The 12,083-nt window shown below is 62.4% G+C and carries 14 protein-coding genes and 1 tRNA gene; 12 read left to right on the forward strand and 3 right to left on the reverse strand.

Annotated elements, in window-relative coordinates; translation table 11 throughout:
- Positions 1-374: 374 nt before the first annotated feature.
- The 3 genes from QN219_RS34145 to QN219_RS12610 all read right to left on the reverse strand — a co-directional run bounded on the left by QN219_RS34145 (position 375) and on the right by QN219_RS12610 (position 1,135).
- Complete coding sequence (locus tag QN219_RS34145; protein WP_405052137.1) at positions 375-641, reverse strand: hypothetical protein; 267 nt, start codon at positions 639-641, stop codon at positions 375-377.
- Complete coding sequence (locus QN219_RS12605; RefSeq protein ID WP_284000026.1) at positions 587-958, reverse strand: hypothetical protein; 372 nt, start codon at positions 956-958, stop codon at positions 587-589. The genes QN219_RS34145 and QN219_RS12605 overlap by 55 nt, the downstream gene beginning before the upstream one ends.
- An 87-nt stretch (positions 959-1,045) precedes the next feature.
- Positions 1,046-1,135: transfer RNA gene (locus QN219_RS12610), tRNA-Ser, on the reverse strand.
- Positions 1,136-1,438: 303 nt separating this feature from the next.
- On the opposite strand from QN219_RS12610, the gene rplU reads away from it, so the two are divergent.
- The 12 genes from rplU (at position 1,439) to QN219_RS12670 (ending at position 12,020) form a co-directional block, all read left to right on the forward strand.
- Complete coding sequence (rplU, locus tag QN219_RS12615) at positions 1,439-1,807, forward strand: 50S ribosomal protein L21 (RefSeq protein ID WP_284000027.1); 369 nt, start codon at positions 1,439-1,441, stop codon at positions 1,805-1,807.
- Between the two features lie 32 nt (positions 1,808-1,839).
- A complete protein-coding gene (rpmA, locus tag QN219_RS12620) occupies positions 1,840-2,109 on the forward strand; it encodes a 50S ribosomal protein L27 (protein ID WP_097539554.1) in 270 nt (89 codons plus the stop codon).
- Between the two features lie 129 nt (positions 2,110-2,238).
- A complete protein-coding gene (locus QN219_RS12625; protein WP_284000028.1) occupies positions 2,239-2,871 on the forward strand; it encodes a GNAT family protein in 633 nt (210 codons plus the stop codon).
- Positions 2,868-3,452, forward strand: a complete 585-nt coding sequence (locus QN219_RS12630) for a GNAT family N-acetyltransferase (RefSeq protein ID WP_284000029.1) — start codon at positions 2,868-2,870, stop codon at positions 3,450-3,452. The genes QN219_RS12625 and QN219_RS12630 overlap by 4 nt, the downstream gene beginning before the upstream one ends.
- Before the next feature lie 326 nt (positions 3,453-3,778).
- Positions 3,779-4,789 (forward strand): GTPase ObgE, encoded by a 1,011-nt coding sequence (obgE, locus tag QN219_RS12635; protein WP_284000289.1) that lies wholly within the window; start codon positions 3,779-3,781, stop codon positions 4,787-4,789.
- A 1-nt stretch (position 4,790) separates the two neighbouring features.
- Complete coding sequence (proB, locus tag QN219_RS12640; RefSeq protein ID WP_284000031.1) at positions 4,791-5,972, forward strand: glutamate 5-kinase; 1,182 nt, start codon at positions 4,791-4,793, stop codon at positions 5,970-5,972.
- Positions 5,965-7,248 (forward strand): glutamate-5-semialdehyde dehydrogenase, encoded by a 1,284-nt coding sequence (locus QN219_RS12645; RefSeq protein WP_284000032.1) that lies wholly within the window; start codon positions 5,965-5,967, stop codon positions 7,246-7,248. Before proB ends, QN219_RS12645 begins: the two co-directional genes overlap by 8 nt.
- A 37-nt stretch (positions 7,249-7,285) precedes the next feature.
- Positions 7,286-7,900, forward strand: a complete 615-nt coding sequence (locus QN219_RS12650; RefSeq protein WP_284000290.1) for a nicotinate-nucleotide adenylyltransferase — start codon at positions 7,286-7,288, stop codon at positions 7,898-7,900.
- A 191-nt stretch (positions 7,901-8,091) separates the two neighbouring features.
- The gene (gene rsfS, locus QN219_RS12655; RefSeq protein ID WP_173510118.1) at positions 8,092-8,505 is read left to right on the forward strand and encodes a ribosome silencing factor; all 414 of its coding nucleotides are present in this window, start codon (positions 8,092-8,094) and stop codon (positions 8,503-8,505) included.
- A gap of 163 nt (positions 8,506-8,668) precedes the next feature.
- Positions 8,669-9,151: a 23S rRNA (pseudouridine(1915)-N(3))-methyltransferase RlmH gene (rlmH, locus tag QN219_RS12660; protein ID WP_284000033.1), complete on the forward strand. Its 483-nt coding sequence runs from the start codon at positions 8,669-8,671 to the stop codon at positions 9,149-9,151.
- Positions 9,152-9,313: 162 nt separating this feature from the next.
- On the forward strand, positions 9,314-10,708 hold the full coding sequence (locus QN219_RS12665) for a murein hydrolase activator EnvC family protein (RefSeq protein ID WP_405052133.1): 1,395 nt from the start codon (positions 9,314-9,316) through the stop codon (positions 10,706-10,708).
- Positions 10,698-12,020: a S41 family peptidase gene (locus QN219_RS12670; protein ID WP_284000036.1), complete on the forward strand. Its 1,323-nt coding sequence runs from the start codon at positions 10,698-10,700 to the stop codon at positions 12,018-12,020. Before QN219_RS12665 ends, QN219_RS12670 begins: the two co-directional genes overlap by 11 nt.
- Positions 12,021-12,083 lie beyond the last annotated feature (63 nt).

Consider the following 12,083-nt stretch of genomic DNA (forward strand, 5'->3'; position numbering starts at 1 on the left):
CCAACTAGGGGAGCACCTCCTGCTGGCAAGATCATCGGTGCATGAACTCGCGCGTTGCACTGATGCCAACCAGGCATCTCCTTCCGCAGGCACGGGGAATTCGAAAGGCCGTTGGCGACCATCGTCCGAGCCCGGCATAGTGGTTTAGCGCCGCTGCCGGTCAAGGTGACGGTATAATACTGGCAGGCAACAGTGTTCACCTGGTATCAGTCGTCATCCCGGTTCGGGTCTGCGATCGTGGTGCCGGTGACTTGGCCGCCGATGGCAATGGAGGCCGGAGTAGCAATCGATTCCGGGATGTCATACCGACACCGATAGTTATCGGAAAATCTTCGAACCGGGCGAGGCACGCCTGGTGCTCCTGCCATGGATCCTCAGAACGGCAGGACTGTCTTCTCTCCTATTTCCCGGCTCCCGGTATCGAGACATTCCCCGAGAAGGTCCTTCCGCTCATCCGGTAACATCGCGGCTCCGATCTTGATGGCTTCCTCCCATGCGGGCCCGCGTTTCACGCTTCGATAGGCCATCGCCAGATCGGGAGATCGCTTCGCTTGCAGGAGGGATTCGACGAGGATTCCGGCCTGCATTATGTCCTTGTCGCGCTTGAGAGCACTGTTTGCATGACGTCGGGGCGCGATGATGAGCTTGTGTACAGAGTGGCGAGCGGGATCGGGGACAGGCCGCCTTTGAGAACAAGGCTGGTCAACTCGTAGGGCCAATCGTCATCGGCAAGCATGCCCTCGGAATCGATGCCGAGGAGATTGGCGAGGCTGATGCGGATCGGACGCGCGCCCGCGCCGCCGCCGATCCGTTTCGGCAATCTGATCTGGAAGAGGTAGATGCCGCCGCTTCTCACCAGATAGAGGCCGGAGAATCGCTTTTTTACGATTCCGTTTCTTCGCGGAAATGATTTCCGCATCGTCCGGCGATACATGAGACGATAACCGGCGCGATACATTGCGCGCATTTTTCATGGCGGAAGACCCTTTGCTGGGCTGCTCTCTCAGAAAACCTGCGGGGAAACTGGCGGAGAGTAGAAATCCGCTGGCGGAGAGGGGGGGATTCGAACCCCCGATGGGCTTGCACCCATGCCGCATTTCGAGTGCGGTGCATTCAACCACTCTGCCACCTCTCCGCGGGGCCGGTGGCGCTTTGTCGGCGCGGTCGGGTTCATAGCGGCAGATTTGCGCCCTGACAAGGGGCCGTGGAAAGATTATCTTGCTTGGCCGCGCCTTTCGTCTTGACAGGGAAGAGCGATTCCCGTAATCCGCGCAATGAAGTGGTGTGGTCTGCCCGCACCGCGAAGGGTAACAGTTTGTGCCCACCCACTGGTGGAGGTCAAGGGTTTTCCGAGGCGCTCCGCTCAACGTAGCGACTGACAAAAAGACGGCCTTGCCTTTTGAGGTAATGAGCCGGACCGAACATGAAAGGATAAAATATGTTCGCAGTCATCAAGACCGGCGGTAAGCAGTACCGCGTGTCGGCCAACGACGTCATCACCATCGAAAAGCTGGAAGGCGTTCAAGGCGACAAGATTGAATTCACCGAGATCCTGATGGTCGGCGCCGGCGCCGATGCCACTATCGGTGCTCCGTTTGTCGAAGGTGCCGTCGTCAGCGCCGAAGTTGTGGAACAGGGCCGCGCCAAGAAGGTCATCGCCTTCAAGAAGCGCCGCCGCCAGAACTCCAAGCGCTCGCGCGGCCATCGCCAGCATCAGACGACCGTCCGCATCCTGGACATCGCTGCTGCCGACGGCAAGGCAAAGAAGTCTTCGAAGAAGACCGAAGCCGCCACTGAAGCAAACTGAGTTTGGGATCGAAGGTTTAAAGGAGAACACCAATGGCACACAAAAAAGCTGGCGGTTCGTCGCGTAACGGTCGCGATTCCGAGTCCAAGCGCCTTGGCGTGAAGAAGTTCGGCGGCGAAACCGTCATTGCAGGCAACATCATCGTGCGCCAGCGCGGCACGAAGTGGCATCCGGGCGCCAATGTCGGCCTCGGCAAGGACCATACGATTTTTGCGCTTACGGCAGGTAACGTGGACTTCCGTACGAAGGCCAATGGCCGCGTGTACGTGTCTGTAATGCCGAAAGCGGAAGCAGCGGAATAAGCCGGTAGCGCTCTAAAACAGCCGGCGTCTCATCGACCCGGCTGATGCACCCGCAAGGTTCAAGGCCAGACTTCAAGGGGAGATGGGGCGATACCCAACTCCCCTTTTCCCATGTCTGGAGGAAGAACCATGCAAACCGAGCTGTTGAGGGAAGACCAATCCCGGTCTCCCGACCAAAGGCTGAGGCCTCAGCGGTCAAGGACCGATTGCCCGATATTGTTATCACCCCGGCTCGTTTTGCGCGCGCCGCATGAAGACGATATCGACGCCCTTGCCCATCTTGCCAACAACGCCAACATCGCCACCATGGTCTCGCGCATGCCGCATCCCTACACCACGGCGGATGCGGCCGATTTCGTGCGACGCGCAAAAGCCGGCACGATTGGCAAGTGCGTCTACGCGATTACCAAGGCGGACAATGGCGCATTCCTGGGTTGCTGCGGTATAGAGCCGCATCCCGACGGCAAGACGGCGGAGCTCGGCTACTGGCTGGGTGAACCCTATTGGAACCAGGGCTACGCCACCGAGGCGGCACAGGCGCTGACGGACATGGCCTTCCGCACCCGCGACATCGACCAGATCGATGCGCGCTGCCGGGTCATGAACATCGCCTCGCGCCGCGTCATCCAGAAGTGCGGCTTCCAGTTCCAGGGCTCCGGCATGGTCGACAGCCTCGCGCTCGGCGGCATGATGTCCGTCGAATGGTACCGGCTCGACCGTAAGACCTGGGTTTCGCTGAGAAGCTGGGGAGGCATGCGATGAACGCGCTCGTTTCCGAACGGTCGCGGATCATCGTCCGCCCCGACCCCGGCCCTTGCCCCGTCATCGAGACGGAGCGGTTGCGGCTCCGGCCGCACCGACTTGCCGATGCCGGAGCGATCGCCCAGTCGCTCGGCGATTTTCAGGTCGCGCGCATGCTGGCGCGCGTCCCGGCGCCCTATGACCACCAGGATGCGCTCGACTGGCTGAACCGCCAAGCGGCCAATGTCCTGCCCGACTGGACGCTCGCCATCACCACGGGCGATGACGTCCATATCGGCTGCGTCGGCATCGAGATCAGGCACGGTCAGTGGCATGTCGGCTACTGGCTGAACCGGTTCTATTGGGGCAAGGGGCTCGCGAGCGAGGCGGTCCATGCGGCGATCGAGCGCTTCTTCCGGCGCATGCCGGAAACGGTGCTCCATTCGGGCGTCTTTGCCGACAATCCCGGCTCCTTGCGGGTGCAGGAGAAGCTCGGCTTCGGGATCACCGGCTGCAGCCAGATCTATGCGCTCGCCCGCAATGCCATGGTCGCGCATATCGAGACACGGCTGACGGCGGCGGATCTGCGCCGGCCGAACTGAAGGAGACCCGCGAAGGCTACTGCACATGCAGCAATTCAAAGTGCTACAGCGACCTTTGTGCGTCTGAAAAGACGCACGGCGCTGTAGCCTTCGCGGGTTTTCTGAAGACACGGCATCGCCGTCGCAGCGGAAGATGCGCGTCTTTTCCTGCGGCGCGATGATGTCGACATGATCGAGAGAGGCGGTGATGCGCGCCGGGTCGAAGCGCCTATCGAGACCGATGCTCTATTGATTGTGATAGCCAGGAAACCGCACGATAATCTTTGACCTCCCGAGGAAGCACCTATATCGATGGCGGCGAATATTACCGAACAGATGGCAGCCACATGAAATTTCTCGACGAAGCGAAAGTCTATATCCGGTCGGGGGACGGCGGCGCAGGCGCGGTCTCGTTCCGCCGCGAGAAATTCATCGAATTCGGCGGGCCCGACGGCGGCGACGGCGGCCGCGGCGGCGACGTCTGGGTCGAGGCTGTCAACGGTCTCAACACCCTGATCGATTTCCGTTACCAGCAGCACTTCAAAGCGAAGACGGGCATGCACGGCATGGGCCGCAATCGCACCGGCGCCGGTGGCGCCGACGTGACGCTGAAAGTGCCGGTCGGCACGCAGATTTTCGAGGAAGACAACGAGACGCTGATCGTCGACATGGTGGCGGAGGGCCAGCGCTATCGGCTTGCCGCCGGCGGCAATGGCGGTTTCGGCAACGCCCATTTCAAATCCTCCACCAACCAGGCGCCGAACTGGGCCAATCCAGGCCTTGAAGGCGAGGAAAAGACGATCTGGCTCCGGCTGAAGCTGATCGCGGATGCCGGCCTCGTCGGCCTGCCGAATGCCGGCAAATCGACCTTTCTCGCCGCCTGCACCCGTGCCCGGCCGAAGATCGCGAACTATCCCTTTACGACGCTCCATCCCAATCTCGGCGTCGCCACCATCGATGGCCAGGAGTTCATCCTGGCCGACATTCCCGGCCTCATCGAGGGCGCCCATGAAGGTGTTGGTATCGGCGACCGCTTCCTCGGCCATGTCGAGCGTACGCGCGTGCTCTTGCATCTCGTCTCGGCGCAGGAAGAGGATGTCGCCAAGGCCTACAAGACCGTGAAGCACGAGCTAGAGGCCTATGGCGGCGGACTGGAGGAAAAGCCGGAAATCGTCGCACTGTCGCAGATCGACGTGCTGGATGAGGACGAGTTGAAGGCCAAGGCCAAGGCGCTCGCCAAAGCCTGCGGGACGCCGCCGCTTTTGATTTCGGCGGTCACCGGCAAGGGCATGACCGAAGCGCTCCGGGCGCTTCGCAGCGTCATTTCCGCGGCCAAGGCCGGAGAAGAGAGCACCTAGAATGACAAAGACCCGCAAGCCGCTACAAAAATACCGCCGGGTCGTCATCAAGATCGGGTCGGCGCTGCTGGTCGATCGCAAATCAGGGCTGAAAAAAGCCTGGCTCGACGCTATGTGCGCCGACATTGCCGAACTGAAGACGAAGGGCGTGGAGGTGCTCGTCGTCTCTTCGGGCGCCATTGCGCTCGGGCGAACGGTGCTGGACCTTCCGGCCGGCGCCTTGAAGCTCGAGGAAAGCCAGGCCGCCGCCGCCGTCGGCCAGATCGCATTGGCGCGCGCCTGGTCGGAAAGCCTCTCGACCGATCAGATCATCGCGGGCCAGATCCTGCTGACGCTCGGCGATACGGAGGAGCGCCGCCGCTACCTCAATGCCCGAGCGACGATCAGCCAGTTGCTGAAGCTCGGCGCGGTGCCGATCATCAATGAAAACGACACGGTGGCAACCACCGAGATCCGTTATGGCGACAACGACCGGCTCGCCGCCCGGGTTGCAACCATGGTCGGCGCCGATCTGCTCGTGCTGCTCTCCGATATCGACGGCCTTTACACCGCCCCACCGCATCTCGACCCCCACGCGCGCTTCCTCGACACAATCGCCGAGATCACCCCGGAAATCGAGGCGATGGCCGGGGGTGCGGCTTCCGAGCTTTCGCGCGGCGGCATGCGCACCAAGATCGACGCCGGCAAGATCGCAACGACGGCTGGTTGTGCGATGATCATCGCCTCGGGCAAGCCGGAGCATCCGCTGAACGCGATCGAGTCCGGCGCCCGTTCCTCCTGGTTCGCGCCGGCCGGCTCGCCGGTCACGGCGCGCAAGACCTGGATTGCCGGGCAGCTGCTGCCGGCCGGCTCGCTCGCAATAGACGCTGGCGCCGAAACCGCCTTGTGCTCCGGCAAGAGCCTGCTGCCGGCCGGTGTCCGGCAGGTAACGGGCAGCTTCAGCCGTGGCGATACGATTGCGATCCTCGGCATGTCCGGCCGCGAAATCGCCCGCGGCCTCGCCGGCTACGATGCCGACGAGGCGCGTCAGATCGCCGGCAAGAAGTCGGCCGAGATCGCCGCGATCCTCGGCTATGCCGGCCGCACAAAGACGACGCCCTGCGCAGAACATTTGATGACGGGTCCCGCCGGGGCGCGGCTGGATGATGGAAGAGACGAGAGGAAAGGCGAGGTTCATGCCTGACGCGGCCAAGAACGGCGAAGATGTCAACAGCGTCATGCTGGAAATCGGCCGCCGGGCCAAGGCGGCAAGCCGCCCGCTCGCCATTGCCAGCGCCGAGCGCAAGCACGCGGCCCTGATTGCCATGGCGGACGCCATCGTCGCCAGGACCGACGAGATCCTCGCGGCCAATGCAATCGATCTTGAAAACGCCCGGGAAACCGGCGTCGCCAAGGCCTTCATCGATCGTCTCACGCTTAACCGGGACCGCATCCGCGACATGGCCGAAGGCATCCGCGCCATTGCCGCGTTCAAGGATCCGATCGGCGACGTGATCGCGGACTGGGATCGCCCGAACGGGCTGCATATCGAGCGCGTGCGCACGCCGCTCGGCGTGATCGGCGTGATTTACGAAAGCCGGCCGAACGTCACGGCCGACGCCGGCGCGCTCTGCCTAAAGGCCGGCAATGCGGTGATCCTACGAGGCGGCTCCGACAGCTTTCATTCGTCGCGGGCGATCCATGCCTGCCTGGTCGAGGGGCTGAAGGCCGCGGCCCTTCCGGAGCATGCGATCCAGATGGTGCCGGTCGCCGACCGCGCCGCCGTCGGCGCCATGCTTTCCGGCCTCAACGGCGCGATCGACGTGATCGTGCCGCGCGGGGGAAAAAGCCTTGTCGCCCGCGTTCAGAGCGAGGCGCGGGTGCCGGTCTTCGCGCATCTCGAGGGCCTCTGCCACATCTACGTCGATGCCTCGGCCGATCTCGACATGGCGAAGAAGATCGTCGTCAACGCCAAGATGCGCCGCACCGGCATCTGCGGCGCTGCCGAAACGCTGCTGATCGACCGCAACGCCGCAGATCGGTTGGCAAAGCCGCTGCTTCAGGCGCTTGCTGACGCTGGCTGCGAAGTCAGAGTCTCGAAAGAGCTGGAACAGCTGCTGCCGGGTCTTAGACCCGCGACGGACGCGGATTGGGCGACCGAATACCTCGACGCGATCATTTCGGCGAAGCTGGTCGACGGTATTTCCGGCGCCATCGACCATATCAACACCTGGTCGTCGGCCCATACCGAAGCGATCATCGCGCAAGATCCGGGTGCGGTGGAACGCTTCTTCTCGGAGATCGATTCCGCGATCCTCCTGCACAATGCCTCGACGCAGTTTGCCGACGGCGGCGAGTTCGGCATGGGCGGCGAGATCGGCATCGCCACCGGCAAGATGCATGCGCGCGGTCCCGTCGGCGTCGAGCAGCTGACCTCTTTCAAATACCGCGTGCGCGGCACGGGACAGGTGCGGTCCTGACGTGATCCACCCTCAAGTGAACGCGCGCTACCTGCGCATGCCGCATGTCGAAAGCGGGATGAAGGTCGGCCTCTTCGGCGGGTCGTTCAACCCGCCTCATGAAGGCCACGCCCTTGTCGCCGATACGGCGCTGCGCAAGCTCGGTCTCGACCAGCTCTGGTGGATCGTGACGCCCGGCAATCCGCTGAAGAACCACAACGATCTCGCGCCGTTGGCTGAACGCATCGCGCTTAGCGAAAAAATCGCTCCCAATCCGCGCATCAAGGTTACGGCTTTCGAGCAGGCGCTTGGCCAGAGCTATACGGCGCGCACGCTCGAAATCGTGCGCGCACGCAATCGCGATGTGCGCTTCGTCTGGATCATGGGCGCGGACAATCTAAAGAATTTCCACCGCTGGCAGAACTGGCGCAAGATCGTCTCGACCTTTCCGATCGCGGTTGTCGACCGGCCGGGCTCGACGCTCGCCTATCTTTCCTCGCGCATGGCCCGGACTTTCGATTATGCCCGCATCGACGAGGACGACGCCCTGTCGCTCGCCTTCTACGCCGCACCCGCCTGGACATTCATTCATGGGCCGCGCTCGCCGCTCAGTTCCACGGCGCTTCGCTCTACAACGCCGCGCGTCTCATCAGACGCGCAAAGGTCGCTGTAGCGCCTTGAGTTGCTGTTCCCTTAAACCGGCCTCGATTTAGGGCACCATGCAGTCGCGAAATCAGCGTGAATTCCCATGATTCACTTCTCGCGTCTTGAAACCCACATGGTTTGGTGCCTACATTTACGGACGGTTCGATCCTGATCATCGAATCGGAAGTGCCTGTTCTGTTCTTTTAGAAAGGAAAGACCCTGACAACAGTACACGCCAAGGGTTATGCGGCAACCGCATACCCGCGCAGCACGGGATCAAGCGACGAAGCCGCTATCCGTGCGCTTAACCTGGTCCTCGAAAGCCTAGAGGACTCGAAAGCAGAAAATATCGTCACCATCAACATTGCCGGAAAATCGGCGCTGGGAGACTTCATGGTCGTTGTCTCCGGGCGATCGAACAGGCATGTGATGGCGATTGCCGACCACCTGATCACGGACCTGAAGGACGAGGGGTTTGGCAATTCCCGCGTCGAAGGTCTTGAAGGTGGCGACTGGGTGCTGATCGACACCGGCGATGTGATCGTTCACATTTTCCGGCCGGAAATCCGGGAGTTCTACAACATCGAAAAGATGTGGGCCGCCCCGGAAATCGAGGACGGTACCCTGCACTGAGACGCGCCGCCCGAGCCTGACCCGTCACCTCAGGGCGGAGCGGCAGCGCCGGTGTCGAATGAAAATGCGGCTGTCATCGCCCGACCGGGCTGATGGTGGCGAGAGTGGTTTTGCCAGTCGGATCGCAGGATCGATCTGGCCACCGGTGGGGAATGATCGGGTCGTGCGTATCGGACTTTTCGCAGTCGGCCGTCTCAAGACAGGCCCGGAAAAGGATCTCGCGAGCCGTTATCTCGACCGCTTCGCTAAGGCGGGGCCGGCGGTTGGCCTGGAGCTCGCTCGGCTCGTGGAAGTGGGCGAGAGCCGGGCAGCGAACGCGGAGACGCGCAAGCGCGAGGAAGCTGCTCAACTCGAAAAGATGCTCGCCGACGGCAGCCTGCTTGTGCTGCTCGATGAACGCGGAAAGGCGATCGATTCGGAAGCGTTCGCTTCGCTGCTCGGCTCCTTCAGGGATAGCGGAAAACGCGATCTGACGATCGCGATCGGCGGCGCCGATGGCCTTGATCCGGCGCTGCATGCGCGCGCCGACGCGATCCTTTGTCTTGGCAAGATGACCTGGCCGCACCAGCTCGTGCGCATTCTCATAGCCGAACAGCTCTACCGCGCCGTCACCATCCTGTCGGGCCACCCCTATCACCGAGCTTGACTGAATTCGCTTGAGTTGCCGGGCAGGTCCGCAGGTATGCGATAACACGATTATGTATTGGTCGGCCCAGCCAAATCAGATTAGGGTTTCCTCACTTAGTTTTGCAGGGAAGTATCGGGCCGGATGACGCGCCGAGAGAAACGAGCCGATTTGGGGTGGACCGTGCGTGACGCACGGCGGATCGGACGCGGTGTCGCGGCATTGACCCTTCTGCTTGGCGTGATCGCGCCGGCCACTGCCCAGGATGCAGCCATCGAGGCACCTTCCGCCGAGACGTCGAAAGAACAGGGACCGCCGGACCCCGCCGCCGGTCTGGCGCTCCGGCGCGATAGCACGCGCAGCGAGCTCGAAGCGCTCTCGAGGACGATCACGCTGTCGCGCGAGCGCGCCGAAGCACTCGAACAAACGATCGCCGAGATCGACAAGAGCAACGAGACGCTCCGCGCGGCAATCGTCGATTCAGCAAGCAAGCGGCGAGGACTCGAGCAGCAGATTGCCGACGGCGAAAAAAAGCTTAATGACCTGCGCGTGAAAGAGGACGTGGTGCGGCTGTCTCTTCGCGCCCGGCGCGGCTTGCTTGCCGAAGTGCTTGCTGCCCTGCAGCGCATGGGGCGAAATCCGCCGCCGGCCATCCTTGTCACGCCGGAGGACGCACTGGCCTCCGTTCGCAGTGCAATCCTCCTCGGCGCCGTTGTGCCGGAGATACGCGAACAGACCGATAGTCTCGTCGCCGACCTGAAGGCGCTTGCGGACATTCGCAGCGGCATTGGAAAGCAGCGAGAGGAATTGACGGCGGCAATGACGGCCAATGTCGAGGAAGAGCGCCGCATGTCGATGCTGGTGGCCGAAAAGGAGAAGCTACGACAGCAGAATGCAAACGAACTTGCGGCCGAGCAGCGCAAGGCAGGCGAACTGGCCTCGCAGGCGACCAACCTCGAGGGCCTGATCTCGTCGCTCGAGAACGAGATCTCCTCCGTGCGCGAAGCCGCCGAGGCGGCCCGTGCGCAAGAAGAAGAGCGCCGGCGGATGAACGAGGCAGAACGGGAGGCCGCACGCGAACTCGCCCGTAGCGCGGTGCCCGACAAAAACCGCATTGCGCCCGCATACGTATTTTCGGAGTTGCGGGAAAGGCTTGCCTATCCCGTGGCGGGGGCGCTCCTGCGGCAGTTTGGCGATGCCGACGGCACCGGGCATTCGCTGCAAGGCATCATGCTGGAAACCAATGCAGGCGCACTGGTGACCACGCCGGCGGACGGGTGGATCGTCTACGCCGGAAGTTTCCGCAGTTACGGGCAGATGATCATTCTCCATCCCGGCGATGGGTACCATATCGTTCTGTCGGGAATGGAAAACGTCAGTGTCCGGCCGGGACAGTTCGTCGTGGCAGGGGAGCCGCTGGCGACAATGGGTGCAAAAAGAGTGGCGAGTGCGGCGGCCTTGGCGCTGGAAACAGACAGGCCAACGCTTTACATTGAATTCCGGAAAGACGGAAAACCGGTTGATTCCCGACCGTGGTGGTCCGCAGCAGAGGTTGGAAAGGCGCGAAATGATACGTAGAGCTTCACTTGTTCTGGTCGGGGCGCTGATGGGTGCGACGGCGATGGGCGTCGTCTATTCGGCGACCATTCCGGCCGTGGCTGCCAATTCGTCGACGTACCGCGAACTGGCGATCTTCGGCGATGTTTTCGAGCGCGTGCGGGCGCAATATGTGACGCCCCCGCAGGACGACAAACTGATCGAGAATGCCATCAACGGCATGCTCTCTTCTCTCGACCCGCATTCGAGTTACATGAACTCGACGGACGCCGAGGATATGCGCACTCAGACGCGCGGTGAATTCGGCGGTCTCGGTATCGAAGTGACCATGGAAGACGATCTCGTCAAGGTGACGAGCCCGATCGACGAAACGCCTGCTGCGCGCGCCGGTGTGCTTGCCGGCGACTTCATCTCGAAGATCGACGGTCAGGACGTTCGCGGTCTGAAGCTCGAGGAAGCGGTCGACAAGATGCGCGGCGCCGTTGGCACGCCGATCAAGCTGACGATTCTGCGAAAGGGCGCCGAAAAGCCGATCGAACTGACGATCGTGCGCGACGTGATCGCCGTGCGTGCGGTCAAGGTCCGCGTCGAAGGCGATGTCGGCTACCTTCGGGTGATCTCCTTCACCGAGAAGACCTTCGACGATCTGAAGAAGGGCATCGAGAAGGTCAAGGCGGAGGTTCCGGCAGACAAGCTCAAGGGCTATGTACTTGACCTGCGCCTCAATCCGGGCGGTCTTCTCGACCAGGCGATCAATGTTTCGGACGCCTTCATGGAACGCGGCGAGGTCGTTTCGACCCGCGGTCGCAACCCGGACGAGACGCGCCGCTTCAACGCGACGCCGGGTGACCTCGCCGACGGCAAACCCGTCATCGTGCTCGTCAACGGCGGCTCGGCTTCGGCATCGGAGATCGTCGCGGGTGCGCTCCAGGATATGAAGCGCGCGACAGTGCTCGGCACGCGTTCCTTCGGCAAGGGCTCGGTTCAGACGATCATTCCGCTCGGCGATGCCGGCGCACTGCGCCTGACGACCGCGCTCTACTACACGCCGTCGGGCAAGTCGATCCAGGGCACGGGTATCACACCGGACATCAAGGTCGAGCAGCCGCTGCCGCCGGAGCTTCTGGGCAAGGTGGAAGCGCAGGGCGAATCCGACCTGCGCGGCCACATCAAGGGCCAGAACGAGGACGATGAGGGTTCCGGCTCCGTCGCCTATGTCCCGCCGGAAGCCAAGGACGACATTCAGCTCAACTACGCGCTTGACCTGTTGCGCGGCAAGAAGACGGATCCGACCTTCCCGGCCAATCCGGAGCAGGCCGAGCTCAAGAAGTAACGCTGCTGCATGTTTCCTTAAATCAGAGCCGATTTAAGGATGAGAACATGTAGTGGCTCAGAG

The organism is Sinorhizobium sp. 8-89 (genome assembly GCF_030124325.1).
In the GTDB taxonomy this organism is placed as follows: domain Bacteria; phylum Pseudomonadota; class Alphaproteobacteria; order Rhizobiales; family Rhizobiaceae; genus Sinorhizobium.